This is a genomic window from Streptomyces sp. NPDC001781, assembly GCF_053596035.1.
Window position 1 is genome coordinate 1 of the sequence record NZ_JBSFFI010000039.1, and the last position, 17,715, is coordinate 17,715.

Annotated in this window: 14 protein-coding genes and 3 tRNA genes; 8 read left to right on the forward strand and 9 right to left on the reverse strand. The window is 72.1% G+C overall.

What is annotated here, in order from left to right; translation table 11 throughout:
* Nucleotides 1–139 precede the first annotated feature (139 nt).
* From ACWCV3_RS26320 to ACWCV3_RS26330, 3 genes are read right to left on the reverse strand one after another with little or no spacing between them, the layout of a single operon-like run.
* A complete protein-coding gene (locus ACWCV3_RS26320; protein WP_451228969.1) occupies nt 140–880 on the reverse strand; it encodes a D-Ala-D-Ala carboxypeptidase family metallohydrolase in 741 nt (246 codons plus the stop codon).
* Between the two features lie 40 nt (nt 881–920).
* On the reverse strand, nt 921–1,340 hold the full coding sequence (locus tag ACWCV3_RS26325) for a hypothetical protein (RefSeq protein ID WP_451228972.1): 420 nt from the start codon (nt 1,338–1,340) through the stop codon (nt 921–923).
* Between the two features lie 50 nt (nt 1,341–1,390).
* On the reverse strand, nt 1,391–1,792 hold the full coding sequence (locus tag ACWCV3_RS26330) for a hypothetical protein (RefSeq protein WP_451228975.1): 402 nt from the start codon (nt 1,790–1,792) through the stop codon (nt 1,391–1,393).
* A 192-nt stretch (nt 1,793–1,984) separates the two neighbouring features.
* On the opposite strand from ACWCV3_RS26330, the gene ACWCV3_RS26335 reads away from it, so the two are divergent.
* The 4 genes from ACWCV3_RS26335 (at nt 1,985) to ACWCV3_RS26350 (ending at nt 6,514) form a co-directional block, all read left to right on the forward strand.
* A complete protein-coding gene (locus ACWCV3_RS26335) occupies nt 1,985–2,971 on the forward strand; it encodes an ArsR family transcriptional regulator (RefSeq protein WP_451228978.1) in 987 nt (328 codons plus the stop codon).
* A gap of 312 nt (nt 2,972–3,283) precedes the next feature.
* On the forward strand, nt 3,284–4,171 hold the full coding sequence (locus ACWCV3_RS26340; RefSeq protein ID WP_451228981.1) for an alkaline phosphatase family protein: 888 nt from the start codon (nt 3,284–3,286) through the stop codon (nt 4,169–4,171).
* A gap of 1 nt (nt 4,172) precedes the next feature.
* Nucleotides 4,173–5,495 (forward strand): MFS transporter, encoded by a 1,323-nt coding sequence (locus tag ACWCV3_RS26345; RefSeq protein WP_451228984.1) that lies wholly within the window; start codon nt 4,173–4,175, stop codon nt 5,493–5,495.
* Nucleotides 5,492–6,514 carry a TolB family protein gene (locus ACWCV3_RS26350; protein ID WP_451228987.1) on the forward strand — a complete coding sequence of 341 codons (1,023 nt, stop codon included), beginning with the start codon at nt 5,492–5,494 and terminating at the stop codon, nt 6,512–6,514. The genes ACWCV3_RS26345 and ACWCV3_RS26350 overlap by 4 nt, the downstream gene beginning before the upstream one ends.
* A gap of 82 nt (nt 6,515–6,596) precedes the next feature.
* Here ACWCV3_RS26350 and ACWCV3_RS26355 read toward each other — a convergent pair.
* The 3 genes from ACWCV3_RS26355 to ACWCV3_RS26365 all read right to left on the reverse strand — a co-directional run bounded on the left by ACWCV3_RS26355 (nt 6,597) and on the right by ACWCV3_RS26365 (nt 7,010).
* A tRNA-Ile gene (locus tag ACWCV3_RS26355) sits at nt 6,597–6,670 on the reverse strand.
* 188 nt (nt 6,671–6,858) lie between these two features.
* Nucleotides 6,859–6,931, reverse strand: a tRNA-Asn gene (locus ACWCV3_RS26360).
* A 6-nt stretch (nt 6,932–6,937) separates the two neighbouring features.
* A tRNA-Asn gene (locus tag ACWCV3_RS26365) sits at nt 6,938–7,010 on the reverse strand.
* 171 nt (nt 7,011–7,181) lie between these two features.
* Here ACWCV3_RS26365 and ACWCV3_RS26370 point away from each other — a divergent pair.
* From ACWCV3_RS26370 to ACWCV3_RS26385, 4 genes are all read left to right on the forward strand, one after another.
* A complete protein-coding gene (locus ACWCV3_RS26370) occupies nt 7,182–7,511 on the forward strand; it encodes a YtxH domain-containing protein (protein WP_451228990.1) in 330 nt (109 codons plus the stop codon).
* Nucleotides 7,512–7,608: 97 nt separating this feature from the next.
* Nucleotides 7,609–9,063 (forward strand): xylulokinase, encoded by a 1,455-nt coding sequence (locus tag ACWCV3_RS26375; protein ID WP_451228993.1) that lies wholly within the window; start codon nt 7,609–7,611, stop codon nt 9,061–9,063.
* Between the two features lie 126 nt (nt 9,064–9,189).
* On the forward strand, nt 9,190–10,923 hold the full coding sequence (locus ACWCV3_RS26380) for an ABC transporter ATP-binding protein (protein WP_451228996.1): 1,734 nt from the start codon (nt 9,190–9,192) through the stop codon (nt 10,921–10,923).
* The gene (locus ACWCV3_RS26385; RefSeq protein ID WP_451228999.1) at nt 10,923–12,851 is read left to right on the forward strand and encodes an ABC transporter ATP-binding protein; all 1,929 of its coding nucleotides are present in this window, start codon (nt 10,923–10,925) and stop codon (nt 12,849–12,851) included. Before ACWCV3_RS26380 ends, ACWCV3_RS26385 begins: the two co-directional genes overlap by 1 nt.
* An 81-nt stretch (nt 12,852–12,932) precedes the next feature.
* Here ACWCV3_RS26385 and ACWCV3_RS26390 read toward each other — a convergent pair whose 3' ends face one another.
* From ACWCV3_RS26390 to ACWCV3_RS26400, 3 genes are all read right to left on the reverse strand, one after another.
* Entirely contained in the window at nt 12,933–14,156 is a 1,224-nt protein-coding gene (locus ACWCV3_RS26390; RefSeq protein WP_451229002.1) for an RNA polymerase sigma factor, read from the reverse strand.
* A 161-nt stretch (nt 14,157–14,317) separates the two neighbouring features.
* Nucleotides 14,318–16,219: a DNA primase gene (dnaG, locus tag ACWCV3_RS26395; protein WP_451229005.1), complete on the reverse strand. Its 1,902-nt coding sequence runs from the start codon at nt 16,217–16,219 to the stop codon at nt 14,318–14,320.
* A gap of 139 nt (nt 16,220–16,358) precedes the next feature.
* On the reverse strand, nt 16,359–17,618 hold the full coding sequence (locus ACWCV3_RS26400; RefSeq protein WP_451229008.1) for an NAD(P)/FAD-dependent oxidoreductase: 1,260 nt from the start codon (nt 17,616–17,618) through the stop codon (nt 16,359–16,361).
* Nucleotides 17,619–17,715: the final 97 nt, after the last annotated feature.

A 17,715-nucleotide genomic window follows, 5' to 3' on the forward strand; every position in this document is an offset into this window, starting at 1 on the left:
CCGGGGCCGCGGGCGGGGGGGGGGCGGCGGGGGCGTGGGGCGGGGGGGGGGGGGGGCGGTCCCCTGGCGGTGGGGGGCGGGGGGCGGGGGGGGGGGGGCCGGGGACCTCGTGCGGTCCCCGGCCCCGGGCGGCGGCGGATCAGATGGTGCCGCTCTCCCACCACCAGGAGCGGCCGAGGTCGGCACGGCTGTCGACGTGCTGGTGGTCGGTGTCGTAGTGCTCGAGGCCGGAGAAGCCGCAGGTCTCGGCCTTCTGGTAGACGGTGCGGTTGGAGACGCCGGGCACGTCCAGGTCGGCCGCGGTGCCGTACAGGTGCATGCTGTCGCTGGCGCCGCCGATCTCGGCGTTGTGCGCGATGCTGCGGAAACCGGAGTTGACGGTGATCGGCACATTGCCGAGCTTCTTGCGCAGCGCCTCCAGCTTGTACATGGCCCGGCGGGCGTTCTCCTTGACGGCGGCCGCGCTCACCTTGCCGCCGTTGAAGTTTCCGTTGGAACGGTCGTAGAACTCACTCCAGTTGAAGTGCGCGGTCGAACCGTCGGACTGCTCCAAGGCGTTCAGCTGCGCCTGGGTCGCGGGACCGGCGCTGCCGTCGACGGAGAGGCCGTACGCGGCCTGGAAGCGGCGCACCGCGGCGGCCGTGCCGGGGCCGAAGTCGCCGTCGACGCTCACCCGCGACTGCGAGGCGGAGTCCGCCGCCCAGCCGGCCACCCGGATCTGCAGCTCGGTCACGTCGGCGCCGCTGGCGCCCTGGTTCATGGTGCGGGTCCAGTTGTACGCCTGCGCGCTGCCCGAGAGCAGGACGGGCCCGGCGAAGACGCCCGCGGTGGCGGCGAGGGTGCCGCGCAGGATGGTGCGGCGGTTCGGCGAGAAGGTCATCGTGAACTCCCTTGTGTTTCCGTCCAGAAGGCGTCTGCGGTCAGAAGGCGAGCTGGAACGGGACGTTCTGGGCGTCGGTGTCGTAGGCGTGCACGCGCAGCTTGAAGCGGGTGCCGTCCTTGACGTCGGTGGCGACGGCCGCCCACTGCGGGCCGAACGTCGAGTAGGTGTTGTCGTGGTTGCACAGCGTGGTGTGGTCCACGAAGACGATGCAGGCGTCCAGGAAGCCGGTGGCCGAGCTGCTGAGCTTGATGTTGATGTCGGAGCAGCGCGAGGTGGTGGTGTACGTGCCGTACTCGACCGCGGCGGTGGAGTAGCGGTAGGTGAGCGACTTGGCGCCCCCGTAGCAGGAGGTGGCGGCGGCCGTCTCGGGCTGGGCGACGGCCGGGGCGGTGGCGCCGGCGGCGAGCAGCGCGGTGGTGGCGGCGAGGACGGCCGCGGTTCTCCGGGTGCGGGTCATGGTGGGTCCGATCACTAGTGGAGAGCGGGAGTTGGGGCCCGTACGGGGGTTCAGAAGGCGATCTGGACGCGCGCCGAGGCGCCTTCGAGGTCGACGCCGAGGGGCATGGTGAACTTGCTGCCGTCCTTGACGTCGGTGGCGATGGTCTTCCAGCTCCGGCCGACCTTGGTCCAGTAGTTGCACTCGCCGACGCGGACGAACTTCACGCAGGCCCAGACGAACTCGGCGTCGCCGCTGACCATGCGGAGGTTGATGTCGGAGCAGCGGGAGGTCGTGGTGTACGGGCCGAACTCGGCGGCGTCGCCGTAGCTGACGGTGACGGCGCCGCCGTAACAACTGGCGGCAGCCGACGAGGTGTCGGCGGGGGCGGCCGACGCGGTCGCGGGCGCCGAGACGGCGAGGGCCGCGAGCAGGGCCGCCGCCGCGGCCGGGTGGGTGAGGATCTTCGCCATCGGATTCCTTCGGTGTCCGTTCGTTCCGTGGGCTCGGTTCGCGGGCTCGTTCGATGGGCCGGGGACAGGCGGAGGTGCGGGTGGTGCCTCGGGGATCGGTGCGGCGGAGCGAGTTCATGCTCCGGTGTGCGCTTTCGGCTGTCATGCTCATTCGAACAGGGTGAAATGACGCCGGTGGAAAGGGTGTTGAGCGTGCTTCGCTTCCATTTCACTGCGGAGGATCTGGCCAGGACGCGGGTCGCCGCCGCCCCGCACGCCCTGTGGGAGATCGCCGCGAGCCTCCACCGTTTCCAGACACCGGCCGGCCGCTGGGCCTACGCGCACTGGTACCGCGCGGCCCGCGAGCGGTTACGGGAGGCGGGGCTGGAGAGCGCGGTCCGGCACATCCTGCTCCCGCTGTATCCGCGCGCGTCGTACTGGCCGGACTTCCTCACCCCGCTGGAGGGCGCGGACGGTCTGGAGGCGGGGCTGAAGGCCATCCTGGCGACGCCCCCGGCCCGGGTGACGGCGGAACTGGCGGTGCTGGCCCGGATACGGCGCGTGCCCGCGCACCTCGCCCGGCTGCCGGAGAGGGAGTCGCGGACCGAGTTGGTGAGCGTCCTGCGGGCCTACCACCGCGCGGTGATCGAGCCGCACGAGGAGTGGATGCACGAGGGCGTGCACACCGAGCGCGTACGGCTGGCGCGGCACTCGCTCGACGGCGGCACCGAGGGCCTCCTGGGCGGCCTCGGCCCGGCGGTGCGCTGGCGGCACCCCCGGCTGGAGATCGGCACCTACCCGACGGAGCACGACATCCGCCTCCAGGGACGGGGCCTGCTCCTGATCCCCTCCTACTTCTGCTGGAAGAGCCCGGTCTCCCTGGCCGACCCCGCCCTGCCCCCGGTCCTCGCCTACTCCGTCCACCACGAGCCACCGCGCCCGGCCGCGGGCTCAGCCTCCCTGGAGGTCCTCCTGGGCCGGGCGAGGGCGAGGGTGCTGCGCGCGGCCGCCGCCGGCGCCACCACCACCGAGGCCGCCCACCGCGCCGGCGTCACCCCCGCCACCGCCACCCATCACACCACCGCCCTCCGGGACGCCGGCCTCATCACCAGCCACCGCCACGGGAACTCCGTCATCCACACCCTGACCCTGCTGGGGGCGACGATGCTGAGCCGGAACGCGGGGGAGCCCGGCGGGTGAAGCAGTGACGGGCAGCACGCGACGGCACCCGAGGCGGCCGCTGCGAGCCGGAGTTCGCCGTCCAGGGTCCTGCCGGTGTGCGGCGGCGCGTCGGAGTCGTACGCGACGGGGTCGCCCGCTTACCGGAACGCGCCCGGCGGTCCGCCCCGGCGGACGGCGGCACGGACCACCGGAATCGGGCCGAAGACGGCTGGGAGCCGGCGTTCATCCGGATTTCATCTGGCGGGACGGGTGCCGTGGGGCGACGCTGGATTGGCGCGTACATGCTCGTGACGCATCCCCCACGCTCCGCTCCCCCTCCGGAGGTCAGAAGTGTCCGGCAGAAACGTCCACCGCCGCGGCCGTGCCGCCGTGGCGTCCGCTCTCGCCCTCGTCGCCGCCGCGGCGTGGCTGTGGTCGGGGGTCGGCGGCTCCTCGCCCGCCCAGGCCGCGGCCTCGGTCCCGACCCCGGACCACACGGTCGTCGTGGTGTTCGAGAACCACGCCTACAGCCAGGTGATCGGCTCCTCCAGCGCGCCGTACATCAACTCGCTGCGCACCGGCGGCGCCGATCTCACCGCCTCCTACGGCGAGACCCACCCCAGCCAGCCCAACTACTTCGCCCTGTTCTCGGGTTCCACGCAGGGCATCACCGACGACAGTTGCTACACCCCGGGCTTCTCCTCCGCGCCCAACCTCGCCTCGGAGCTGATCGGCGCGGGCAAGTCGTGGGCCAGCTACAACGAGACGCTGCCCGGCCAGGGTTCGACCACGTGCAGCAGCGGGAACTACGCGCGCAAGCACAACCCGTGGTTCGGCTTCAGCAACGTACCCACGTCCACCGCCAAGACCTTCACCCAGTTCCCGGCGGACTACTCGACCCTCCCCCAGGTCTCGTTCGTCGTCCCGGACCTGTGCAGCGACATGCACGACTGCTCGGTCTCCACGGGCGACACCTGGCTGAAGAACAAGCTGGGCGCCTACGCGACGTGGGCCAGGACCCACAACAGCCTGCTCGTCGTCACCTTCGACGAGGACAACCGGCTCAGCGGCAACCGCATCCCGACGGTGCTGTACGGCCAGCCCGTGACGGCGGGTTCCACCTCGTCGGCCACCTACAACCACTACGACCTGCTGCGCACGCTGGAGGACATGCACGGCCTGCCACACGCCGGAAACGCCGCCTCCGGCAAGGACATCACCGGTATCTGGACCTCGTGACATGTACGTAGCGGACAGCCACGCCGGGGCGACCCGGTCGGCGGTGTCCGCGGCGGACGCCGTCCGGCCCAGGGCCGGGCGGCGCCTCACCGCGGTCGCCCCCACCGTGCTGGCGCTCGGCACGGTCAGCATGATCACCGACGTCTCCTCGGAGATGGTCACCGCCGTGCTGCCCCTGTACCTGGTGGCGGGCCTCGGCCTGACCCCGCTGGGATTCGGGCTGCTCGACGGCGTCTACAACGGTGTCTCGGCACTCGTCCGGCTGGCCGGCGGCCACCTCGCCGACCGGGGCGGCGGGCGCCACAAGTGGGTGGCGGGCGCCGGGTACGCCCTGTCGGCGGCCTGCAAGCCGCTGCTGCTGGTGGCCCGGACGCTGACCCCGATCGGCCTGGTACTGGCGCTGGACCGCACCGGTAAGGGCCTTCGCACCGCCCCGCGCGACGCGCTGATCTCCCTGTCCAGCACCCCCGCGACCCGCGGCCGGGCCTTCGGTGTGCACCGGGCGATGGACACGGCGGGCGCCCTGCTCGGCCCACTGGCCGCCTTCCTCGTCCTGCGCGCCACGGTCGACGGCTACGACGCGGTGTTCACGGTGAGCTTCTGCGTGGCGGTGGTGGGTGTCCTGGTACTGGTGCTCTTCGTACCGGGAGGCGCGGCGACCCCCTTGCCGCCGAGCGCCGGCCGGGCGACCCTGCGGTCCGCCTTCGCCCTGCTGCGCCGCCGGGACCTGCGCCGCATCGCCGTCTGCGCGCTGCTGCTCGGACTCGCCACGGTCAGCGACTCGTTCGTCTACCTGCTGCTGCAACGGCGGCTCGACGTGCCGGCCCGCTGGTTCGCGCTGCTGCCGCTCGGGACGGCGGCGGCCTTCCTCCTGACGGCGGTGCCCCTGGGCCGGATCGCCGACCGGACCGGCCGCTGGCGGGTGTTCGTCGGCGGCCACCTCGCCCTGCTCCTGGCCTACGGCCTGCTGCTCTCCTCCTGGCACGGCCCCGCCCTGCCGTACGCCGTCCTGCTCCTGCACGGCGCCTTCTACGCGGCGACCGACGGGGTGCTGATGGCAGCGGCCTCCGACACCGTGCCCCCGGAACTCCGCTCTTCCGGCCTCGCCCTGGTCCAGACGGGCCAGGCACTGGCCCGCTTCGCCTGCTCGCTGTGCTTCGGCGCGGCCTGGACGGCGTGGGGCGACCGCGCGGCGCTCACCGGTTCCGCCGTCGCCCTGGCGCTGTGCGGCCTCCTCGCGCTCGCCCTGCGGCCCGTCGCGCCGCCGAGCCCGGCCCGGCCTTCGGTGTCCCCGTCGCCCGCCTCCCCGGAAAGGCCCGCATGACCCTCCGTTCCCGTGTCCTGATCCTGGCATCGGCGCTCGTCGTCCTGGCGGCTGTCGCGGCGGCGTCCGTGCTGCACGCCTCGGCCCGGGCCGCCCGGCGCGACGAGCCCCGCCCGGGCGGCCCGCGGATCACCGCCGGACGGCTCACGCTGACCGGTGGCGGCCCGCGCGTGGTCTTCCGGAACATGGCCTGGGGTCCGCACCGCGACGAGCTGGTGTCGGCCCCGGCCGCCGACCCGGCCGGCCCGCGCACCGCGTCCGGTGTCAAGTGCCTGCGCTTCTACGCCGCTTCGGGTACCGGAGTGTGCCTGCGGGCGGTGCACGGACCGGTCCGGGACACCTACCGCGCGGTCATCCTGGACGCCGGGCTGAAGGAGCGCGCCCGCTACGACGTACCGGGCATCCCCTCGCGCGCCCGGGTGTCCCCCAGCGGCCGGTTCGCGGCCTGGACGGCGTTCGTGGGCGGCGACTCGTACGCCGGTACCGCCTTCTCCACCCGTGCGGCGATCGCCGACACCCGTACCGGGCGGCTGACCCCGAGTCTGGAGGCGTACCGGATCGTCAGGGACGGCCGGCCCTACCGGGCGGCGGACGTGAACTTCTGGGGCATCACCTTCGCGGCCGACGACCGCACCTTCTTCGCCACCATGGCCACGCACGGCAGCACCTACCTGGTCCGCGGCGACCTGCGCACCCGCACGCTCACCACACTGCACCCGAACGTGGAGTGCCCGTCCCTCTCCCCGGACGGCACCCGTATCGCCTACAAGAAACGCGTCAAGGGCGCCCCGAAGGACGCCCCCTGGCACCTGTACGTCCTGACCCTGAGCACCGGCCGGGAAACACCCCTCGCCGAACCCCGCAGCGTGGACGACCAGTTGGTGTGGCGCGACGACCACACGGTCGTCTACGCCCTCCCCGGCGACTACGGCGCCGACCTCTACACGGTCCCGGCCGACGGCACGGGCCGGGCCCACCGCGTGGCGATGGCCGCGGTCTCTCCGGCGTACGTGGGCTAGGGCCCCTCGTTCGGATCAGGCCGGTTCGCGGGGGGCTGGTCCAGAACGAAAGACCCTGGACGTACCCGGGTGCTGGTGCGGGTGGGGCGGGTGGGACTCGAACCCACGGCCGACGGATTATGAGTCCGCTGCTCTAACCGGCTGAGCTACCGCCCCTCGCGGCGTGTCGCGCACAACTGTGCGCGCCGTCTGCCGCAGCATAGCCGCTCATACGATCTCCTGCTTCGGATGGTCGGCTTCCGCGCTGCTTCCCTGACCTGGAACGACTCCGCCAGGCTCCCCCGGCGTCCCCGGACAGCGGACAGGGCATGAAAAAGGACCCCGCAGGGTCCTCGTTCAACGCGCTCCCCCGACTGGACTCGAACCAGTAACCTGCCGGTTAACAGCCGGCTGCTCTGCCAATTGAGCTACAGGGGACCGAAGCTCCCCCGACTGGACTCGAACCAGTAACCTGCCGGTTAACAGCCGGCTGCTCTGCCAATTGAGCTACAGGGGATCGCTTCGTCTGCATCGAACGCATCCACCTGGGTATTTGCCAGGGGGCGGGCGCTCGCTGCGACACATACATTAGCGCAAGCAGGGGGGTGCTCCGCCAATCGGTTCGCCTCCGGCGCCGGCACAGCACCACAGATCCCCGTCAGGGACTACGCAAGGAAGGGTGGCCCACATGCGCTACCGGCTCACGTTCGTCGCCGGACTGGCCGTCGGATACGTACTCGGAGCACGCGCCGGCCAGCAGCGCTACGAGCAGATCAAGAAGGCCGCTCGAGGGATCGCGCAGAACCCCGCCGTGCGCAACTCCGCCGAGACCGCGGCACAGCATGGCAAGGTCGCGGCCCAGCAGGGCAAGGTCTACGCGGGCAAGGCACTGCACACGATGAGCGAGAAGGTCGGCGATCACGTCCCCGAGTCGTTCACCGACCGCGTCCGCGCCCGGCTCGGCCGCAACGGCCACGGACGGCCGGCCGAGGACGACTGGGGCACCAGCCACCCCTGAACCGGCACACCCCGCGCGCGTGCCCCCGGAGCAGCGGCTTCAGGGGGCACAGGCGTACCGGCCGGAGCAGCCCCCGCTCTGCGGCAGAATCTGAACCATGGGGATAGTCGCCGGGTTGGACAGTTCGCCCGCATTCACTCGCATCGTGGTCTGCGACACGGACACCGGGGCCGTGCTGCGCCAGGGGTACGCCCCGCATCCGCTGGACGTGCCGGACGGCGCCCCGCGGCCCAGTGACGTCGACCCGCAGGCGTGGCTGCTCTCCCTGGGGGAGGCCGCCGGCGGCGGGCTACTGGAGGGCGTGCAGGCCATCGGCGTCTCCACGCAGGCCAACGCCGTGATCCCGCTCGACGCGCAGGGCAACACCGTCCGCCCCGCGATGGCCGGGGCCGACAAGCGGGCCCAGGTGGCCGCCGCCGACCTGATCGACACGCTCGGCGGCCGGGAGGCGTGGGCGCAGGCGGTCGGCTGCGTGCCGCAGGCCGCGCGGCCGGTGACCAAGCTGCGCTGGCTGGCGAAGAACGAGCCGGAGAACGCCAGGCGCACGGCCGTACTGCTCCAGGCGCACGACTGGCTGGTCTGGCAGCTGCTGGGGCGGCCGGCGCGCCGGACCACCGACCGGGGCGGAGCCTCGGGCACCGGCTACTGGTCCGCCGCCACCGGCGCCTACCGGCCCGACCTGGTCGAGTTGGCGCTCGGCCACCAGGTGGCGCTGCCCGAGGTGATCGGCCCGGCCGAGGCGGCGGGCACCACCCCGGAGGGTCTGCTGATCTCCGCCGGTACGGGCGAGACGATGGCAGCCGCGTTCGGCCTCGGGATCGGCCTGGGCGACGCGGTGGTCTCGCTGGGCGCGTCCGGCTCGGTGATGGCCGTGCACACCGAGGCGCTGGCCGACCAGAGCGGGATGATCACCTCCCTCGCCGACGCCACCGGCATGCACCTCCCGGTCGTCACCACGCTGAACGCCGTACGGGCCCTGCGCGGCACCGCCGAACTGCTGGGCCTGCCCGGTCTGGAGGCCCTCTCCGAGCTGGCGCTCACGTCCACGCCCGGCTCGCACGGCCTGGTGCTGCTGCCCTACCTGGAGGGCGAGCGCACCCCCAGCCTGCCGCACACCGCGGGCACCCTGGCCGGGCTGCGCCGGGAGTCGATGAAGGCCCAGCACCTGGCGCGGGCCTCCTTCGAGGGGATGCTGTGCGGGCTCGCGGACGCGCTGGACGTGCTGCGCGGGCGGGGGGTGGCGGTGCGGCGGATCTTCCTGCTGGGGCAGGCCGCCGAGCTGCCCGCCGTCCAGGCGATGGCGCCGTCGCTGTTCGGGGTGCAGGTGGTCGTGCCGCAGCCCGCCGACTACGCGGCGATCGGTGCCGCCCGCCAGGCCGCGTGGGCCCTAGGGGCCGCGCAGGGCACCCTGGACCCGCGGACCCCGCCCGCCTGGCACGGAGCGGCCGCACAGGTGCTGGAGCCGGGCGAGGACCTGGCCGTGGGGCAGGCGGTGCGCCAGCAGTACGTGGCGGTGCGGGAGCAGACGCATCCGGGGGCGTTCCGGGCGTAAGGGCGCGTACCGGCCGGAGGCGGTGGGGCACTGATGGGTTAATCGGTTGAGGTAACACCGGTGGAGTGCCCGACGATAGGGCCATGGGCAGTTCCACCGCCCCACCGCCGACTCCGAGAGACAAGCGTGCTCATACGACTGCTGCGGACCTGTCTCAGGCCCTACAAGAAACCCATCGCCCTGCTGGTGGTGCTCCAGCTCCTCCAGACCAGCGCCACGCTGTACCTGCCCACCCTCAACGCGCACATCATCGACAACGGTGTCGTGGAGGGTGACACGGGTTACATCCTGACCTTCGGCGCCCTGATGATCGGCATCTCGCTGGTCCAGGTCGTGTGCAACATCGGAGCCGTGTACTTCGGCGCCCGTACCGCCTCCGCGCTCGGCCGGGACCTGCGCGGCGCCGTGTTCGACCGGGTGCAGTCCTTCTCCTCCCGGGAGCTGGGCCACTTCGGCGCGCCGTCGCTGATCACCCGAACGACCAACGACGTGCAGCAGGTCCAGATGCTGGTCCTGCTGACGTTCACGCTGATGGTGTCGGCGCCCATCATGTGCGTCGGCGGCATCGTGCTGGCCCTCGGGCTGGACGTGCCGCTGTCCGCCGTGCTGATCGCGGTGGTGCCGGTGCTGGGTGTCTGCGTGATGCTGATCGTGCGCCGGCTGCGGCCGCTGTTCCGGTCCATGCAGACCCGGCTGGACACCGTGAACCGGGTGCTGCGCGAGCAGATCACCGGCAACCGCGTGATCCGCGCCTTCGTCCGCGACGAGTACGAGCAGGGGCGGTTCGGGAAGGCCAACGGCGACCTGACCGAGATGCAGCTCGCCACCGGCCGGATGCTGGCGCTGATGTTCCCCATGGTGATGACCGTGGTGAACGTGTCGTCCATCGCCGTGGTGTGGTTCGGCGCGCACCGCATCGACAGCGGCGGCATGCAGATCGGCGACCTGACCGCGTTCCTCGCCTATCTGATGCAGATCGTCATGTCCGTGATGATGGCCACCTTCATGTTCATGATGGTGCCGCGCGCGGAGGTGTGCGCCGAGCGCATCCAGGAGGTGCTGGACACCCGGTCCAGCGTCGTGCCGCCGGCCGCGCCGGTCACCGGGCTGCGCGGGCGCGGACACCTGGAGATCCGCAACGCCGGCTTCGGCTACCCGGGTGCCGAGGAGCCGGTGCTGCGCTCCATCGACCTGGTGGCGCGGGCGGGCGAGACGACGGCCGTGATCGGCTCGACCGGCAGCGGCAAGTCGACCCTGCTCGGCCTGGTCCCCCGGCTGTTCGACGCCACCGAGGGCGAGGTCCTGGTGGACGGGGTGGACGTCCGCGAGGCCGACCCGGCCCTGCTGGCCCGCACCGTGAGCCTGGTCCCGCAGAAGCCGTACCTGTTCGCCGGCACCGTCGGCAGCAACCTGCGCTACGGCAAGCCGGACGCCACCGACGACGAGTTGTGGGCCGCGCTGGAGACCGCGCAGGCCAGGGAGTTCGTGGAGCGGCTGGAGGGCGGTCTCGAAGCGCCGATCTCACAGGGCGGCACCAATGTGTCGGGCGGTCAGCGCCAGCGTCTGGCCATCGCCCGCACGCTGGTCCAGCGCCCGGAGATCTATCTCTTCGACGACTCCTTCTCCGCACTCGACTACGCCACGGACGCGGCGCTGCGCGCGGCGCTCGGCCGGGAGACGGCGGACGCCACCGTGGTGATCGTGGCCCAGCGGGTGGCGACCATCCGCGACGCGGACCGGATCATCGTGCTGGACGAGGGCCGGGTGGTGGGCTCCGGCCGCCACCACGAGCTGATGGCGGGCAACGAGACGTACCGGGAGATCGTGCTCTCCCAGCTCACGGAAGCGGAGGCCGCCTGATGGCCGGTCCCATGGGGCGCATGATGGCCGGGGGCGGCCCCGACCAGCGGTCGATGGACTTCAAGAACTCGGGCAGGCGGCTGGTGGCCCAGTTCCGGCCCGAACGGGTCACCATCTACGGCCTGCTGGCCTGCGTGGTGGTCAGCGTGGGGCTGAACGTGATCGGCCCGAAGATCCTCGGCCAGGCCACCGACCTGGTGTTCGCCGGCATCGTGGGCCGGCGGATGCCCGCGGGGGCGTCCAAGGAGCAGGTGCTGGACTCGCTGCGCGCGCGGGGCCAGGGCTCGGTCGCGGACATGCTGCGCAGCACCGACTTCACGCCCGGCCAGGGCATCGACTTCGACGCCGTCGGCCGAGTGCTGCTGCTGGCGCTCGGGGTGTTCCTGGTCGCGGGTCTGCTGATGGCGGTGGCGACCCGGCTGGTGAACCGGGCCGTGAACCGCACGATGTACCGGCTGCGCGAGCAGGTGCAGACCAAGCTGTCGCGGCTGCCGCTGTCCTACTTCGACAAGCGGCAGCGCGGTGAGGTGCTCTCCCGCGCCACCAACGACATCGACAACATCGGGCAGACGCTCCAGCAGTCGATGGGCCAGTTGATCAACGCGGTGCTGACCATCATCGGCGTGCTGGTGATGATGTTCTACGTCTCCTGGCTGCTCGCGCTGGTCGCGCTGGTGACGGTGCCGCTGTCCTTCGTGGTGGCCACGCGGGTCGGCAAGCGGTCCCAGCCGCACTTCGTGCAGCAGTGGCGCACCACCGGCACGCTGAACGCCCACATCGAGGAGATGTACTCCGGGCACACCCTGGTGAAGGTGTTCGGCCGTCAGGAGCAGTCGGCGCGGCAGTTCGCCGAGCAGAACGAGCAGCTGTACGAGGCCGCGTTCAAGGCGCAGTTCCACAGCGGGGTCATGCAGCCCCTGATGATGTTCGTGTCCAACCTGAACTACGTGCTGGTCGCCGTCGTCGGCGGTCTGCGGGTGGCCTCGGGCACGCTGTCCATCGGTGACGTGCAGGCGTTCATCCAGTACTCCCGCCAGTTCTCCATGCCGCTGACCCAGGTCGCCTCCATGGCCAACCTGGTGCAGTCCGGGGTGGCCTCGGCGGAGCGGGTGTTCGAGCTGCTGGACGCCGAGGAGCAGGAGGCGGACCCGGTGCCGGGCACGCGTCCCGCCGAGCGGCGCGGCCGGGTGGAGCTGGACCACGTGTCCTTCCGGTACGACCCGGAGAAGCCGCTGATCGAGGATCTCTCGCTCACCGTGGAGCCGGGCCAGACGGTGGCCATCGTCGGCCCGACCGGCGCGGGGAAGACCACACTGGTCAACCTCCTGATGCGGTTCTACGACGTCACGGGTGGCCGGATCCGTCTCGACGGGGTGGACGTCCGCACCATGTCCCGCGACGACCTGCGGGCCGGGATCGGCATGGTGCTCCAGGACACCTGGCTGTTCGGCGGCACCATCGCGGAGAACATCGCCTACGGCTCCTCCCGCGAGGTCACCCGTGGCGAGATCGAGGAGGCCGCGCGGGCCGCCCACGCGGACCGGTTCATCCGTACGCTGCCCGACGGGTACGACACGGTGATCGACGACGAGGGCACCGGGGTGAGCGCCGGCGAGAAGCAGCTCATCACGATCGCCCGGGCCTTCCTCTCCGAGCCGGTGATCCTCGTGCTGGACGAGGCGACGAGTTCCGTGGACACGCGGACCGAGGTCCTCATCCAGAAGGCGATGGCGAAGCTCGCCGACGGACGTACGTCCTTCGTGATCGCCCACCGTCTCTCCACGATCCGGGACGCTGACACGATCCTGGTGATGGAGAACGGGGCGATCGTCGAACAGGGCGCGCACGCCGAGCTGCTGGCGGCCGACGGCGCCTACGCCCGGCTGTACAAGGCCCAGTTCGCGCAGGCGGTGGCCGAGGTCGACTGAGGCGGGGCGGGGGTGGGCGCGCGTCGCCGCCGCGTCCACCCGTGCCGCCTGCCCCGCGACTGCCCGTGTGCCGGGCGGGGTTCAGTCCAGATAGCCCCGGAGCTGATCCGCGTAGGCGTGGTCCCGGAGCTTGCCGAGGGTCTTGGACTCGATCTGCCGTATCCGCTCCCGTGTCACACCGAACAGGCGGCCTATCTCCTCCAGGGTGCGCGGGCGGCCGTCCGCCAGGCCGTACCGCAGCTGGACGACCTTGCGCTCACGTTCCCCGAGGGTGGAGAGCACGGCCTCCAGATGCTGCCGCAGCAGCAGGAACGCCGCCGACTCCACGGGGCTGGCCGCGTCCCCGTCCTCGATCAGATCCCCCAGCGCGACCTCGTCCTCCTCCCCCACCGGCGCGTGCAGGGAGACGGGTTCCTGCGCCAGGCGCAGGACCTCCCGCACCCGTTCGGGCGGAAGTTCGAGATGGGCGCCGACCTCCTCGGGGGTCGGCTCATGGCCCCGCTCCTGCAGCAGGCGCCGCTGCACACGGACGACCCGGTTGATCAGCTCCACCACGTGCACGGGCACCCGTATCGTGCGGGCCTGGTCGGCGAGGGCGCGTGACATGGCCTGCCGGATCCACCACGTGGCGTAGGTCGAGAACTTGTAGCCGCGCGCGTAGTCGAACTTCTCCACCGCGCGGATGAGCCCCAGGTTGCCCTCCTGGACCAGGTCGAGCATGGTCAGCCCCCGCCCCACGTACCGCTTGGCGACGGAGACGACGAGGCGCAGGTTGGCCTCGATGAGGCGGCGCTTGGCCATGCGGCCCATCACGACGATCCGGTCGAGGTCGAGCGCGAGCCCGCTGTCCAGCACGTCCGTGCCGCTCAGCTTCTCCTCCGCGAAGAGGCCGGCCTCCACCCGGCGGGCGAGTTCCACCTCCTCGGCGGCGGTGAGCAGGGGGATGCGGCCGATCTCGCGGAGGTACTGGCGGAACAGGTCGGCGGAGGGGCCACCGCTCTCGGTGCGGGAGGTGGCGCGCACCGGCGTCACGAGCTCGTCGCCGCCGTCGGCCAGCACCTCGGGCGAAGGCTCGGGGGCGTCCTCCGGCAGGGATTCCGGGGCCGCCTCCGGGTCGCCATGGCTCTGCGCGGGCACGGCCCCGAGCAGGCCCGGCTCGGCACCTCCGTGGGCGCCACGGGCCGTCTGCGTGAGGGTGTGGGTCTGCACGGGGGCGACCTCCAGGATGATCGCTGCTCCGGGGGGGTGCGGCAGCGGCGCGGCGGAGCGCGAGGTCGACGGCCTGCGCTCCGGGGACTCGGGCACCGCCCCCAGTGTGGGGTACGACACATCTTCGCCACGAGGGTCTTGCGGTGACTTTTTGCTTCCGGTCCGTGACCGCGTGGTGATCCTGGGGCGTCAGTGCTGTGACTGGAAAGGTTTGCCGGAAGGCTCGCGGCGTCCGGTGAACCTTTCCGGTCACAGCGCTAGAGGGCGTCCGGGCCCTCGTTCTGGAGTGCCCGGTCGTACCGGGTGAGCACCATCATCTCGTTCTGGACGGCCGCCGACTGGGCCGGGTCGGTGCTGCCGAGCCGGGTGAGGGTGGACTGCAGCTCGGCGAGGCGGCGGCTGACGGCGCGGCGCCTGATCTGCACCAGCACCATGCCCGCGTACGTCTCGTCGACCGTGCGGCGCATGATCGTCTCCACGGCCAGCTCGGTGACCATGGCCCGTACGGTGTCGTCGGGGGCGGCCTCGCGGACGCGGACCACGTACTCCTGGGGGTCCTGGGTGCCGAACTCGGCGCCGCCGGCCTCCGCGATGGCCTGGCGGACGGCCGCGTAGGGGGGTGCGGTGAACTCGTCGAGGCCGTAGGCGTCGAAGGCGGGAGACACCAACTCCGGTCGCTGAAGCGCGAGTTTGAGGAGCTCGCGTTCGGTGGCGTAGACCGGGTTGCGCAGGGTGAGGGCGGGGCCGCCGGTGGCGCGGGGCGCGGCCTCCCAGCTCTGCTGCGGGGCGCGGGACTGCGTCTGCGGGGCGGCCTTGCCGCCGCGGTCACGGGCCCAGCGGGCGAGCTGGGCGACGCGCTTGACCACGAACTGGGTGTCGAGGATGCCGAGCATGCCCGCGAGGTCGACCGCGACCTCGTGCTGGGCGCCGCTGTTCTTGATCCGGGCGACGACCGGCGCGGCCTCGTCGAGCGCGGCGGCGCGGCCGGCCGGGGTGTCGAGGTCGTAGCGGGCGACGATCTGGCGCAGTGCGAACTCGAAGAGGGGGGTGCGGGGCTGGACCAGGTCGGCGACCGCCTCGTCGCCCTTGGCGAGGCGGAGTTCGCAGGGGTCCATGCCGTCGGGGGCGACGGCGATGTAGGTCTCGGCGGCGAACTTCTGGTCGTCCTCGAAGGCGCGCAGCGCGGCCTTCTGCCCGGCGGCGTCGCCGTCGAAGGTGAAGATCACACGGGCCGAGCCGTTGTCCATGAGCAGCCGGCGCAGGATCTTGATGTGGTCGCCGCCGAAGGCGGTGCCGCAGGTGGCGATGGCGGTGGTGACCCCGGCGAGGTGGCAGGCCATGACGTCGGTGTAGCCCTCGACGACGACGGCCCGGCTGGACTTGGCGATCTGCTGCTTGGCCAGGTCGATGCCGTACAGGACCTGGGACTTCTTGTAGATCGCGGTATCGGGGGTGTTGAGGTACTTGGGCCCGTTGTCGGACTCGTAGAGCTTGCGGGCGCCGAAGCCGACGACCTCGCCGCCGATGTCCCGGATGGGCCACATCAGGCGGCCCCGGAAGCGGTCGATGGGGCCCCGGCGGCCGTCCTGGGCGAGGCCGGAGAGGATCAGTTCCTTGTCGCTGAAGCCCTTGCCGCGCAGGTAGCGGGTGAGGTGGTCCCAGCCCTGGGGGCTGTAGCCGACGCCGAAGTGGACGGCGGCGGCCTGGTCGAAGCCGCGTTCGGCGAGGAAGATCCGGCCGGTGTCGGCCTCGGGGCTGGAGGCGAGCTGCTCGGCGTACCACTGGGCGGCGATCTTGTGGGCCTCGACCAGGCGGATGCGTTCGCCGCGCTGGTGGGCGGGGTTGTAGCCGCCTTCCTCGTAGCGCAGGGTGATGCCGGCCTGGCCGGCGAGGCGCTCGACGGCCTCGGAGAAGGAGAGGTGGTCCACCTTCATCACGAAGGTGATGGTGTCGCCGCCCTCCTGGCAGCCGAAGCAGTGGAAGAGTCCCTTGCTCGGGCTGACCTGGAAGGACGGCGACTTCTCGTCGTGAAAGGGGCAGAGGCCCTTGAGGTTGCCGCCGCCCGCGTTGCGTAGCTGGAGGTACTCCGAGACCACGGCGTCGATCGGGACCGCGTCCCGTACCGCCTTCACGTCCTCGTCGTTGATCCGTCCTGCCACGCATGAATTCTACGGGGGTCCGGGGGCGCTCCCCGCGCGCCCGGTTCCCAGGGCCCGTCTTCCGGATCTCGCCGGGGTCGCGGGGTCCGGCACGACGGCGCCGTCGGCTCTGGGCCGGCCGGATCCGGAAGACAGGCCCTCAGGGGATCAGGTCCGCGAGCGGGACGTGCGGGTCGGCGAGGGCGTCGACGTCCACCTCGGCGCCGGACCTGATGAGGCGCTGGATGTGCTCCGTGACGTCCCACACGTTCACGTTCATCCCGGCCAGCACCCGGCCCTCGCGCACCCAGAAGGCGATGAACTCCCGCTTGCCCGCGTCGCCTCGGATCACGACCTGGTCGTAGGAGCCGGGGGGTGCCCAGCCGCTGTACTCCAGCCCCAGGTCGTACTGGTCGGAGAAGAAGTAGGGCACGGGATCGTAGGTGACGTCCTGGCCGAGCATCGCGCGGGCGGCCGCCGCGCCGCCGCTGCGGGCGTTGGCCCAGTGCTCGACGCGCAGCCGGCCGCCCGGGAGCGGGAAGTTCGCCACGTCACCGGCGGCGTGGATGTCGGGGTCGGAGGTGCGCAGGCGCTCGTCCACCGCGATGCCGCCGCCCACGGACGGGTCGGCCAGTTCCAGGCCGGCCGCCTCGGCGAGGGCCGTACGAGGGGCGGCGCCGATGGCGGCCAGCACGTCGTGCGCCGGGTGCTCCTCGCCGTCGTCGGTGCGGGCTGCCAGGACCATGCCGTCCTGTCCGATGATCTCGGTGAGCCGGACCCCGAAGTGGAAGCGGACGCCGTGCTCGCGGTGCACCTCCGCGAAGAGGTTGCCGAGTTCCGGGCCGAGGGCGCCGTACAGCGGGGTGGACTCCGGTTCGATCACGGTGACCTCGGCGCCGTACGCGCGGGCGGCGGCGGCGACCTCCAGGCCGATCCAGCCGGCACCCGCGATCACCAGATGGCCGTTGTCCCGGCCGAGGGCGGCCAGCACGCCCCTGAGGCGCTCGGCGTGGGCGAGGCGGCGCAGATGGTGGACGCCCGCGAGGTCGGTGCCGGGGATGTCGAGGCGGCGGGGTTCGGCGCCGGTGACCAGCAGCAGCTTGTCGTAGCGGACCAGGGTGCCGTCGTCGCCGAGGCGGACGGTCCGGGCGGCGCGGTCGACGGCGTCGACGGTCTGGCCGAGGTGCAGCTCGATGTCGTTCTGCGCGTACCAGGCGGGCTCGTGGACGAAGACGCGCTCCCGCTCCTCCTTGCCGAGCAGGTGGCCCTTGGACAGCGGCGGGCGCTCGTAGGGGTGGTCCAGCTCGTCGCAGATCAGTATCACGCGGCCGGTGAACCCCTCCGCGCGGAGCGTCTCGGCCGCTTTCGCTCCGGCCAGCCCGCCTCCGACGATGACGAACGTCTGATCCGCGTCGACCACTTGATGCCTCCTCGTAACGATGCCGCCTTCAGGCGAGCGTCCCGCACGCGAGGTGGTGCGGGAAGAGGGGATGGCCGGAAACGGGCCACCTCCCGTC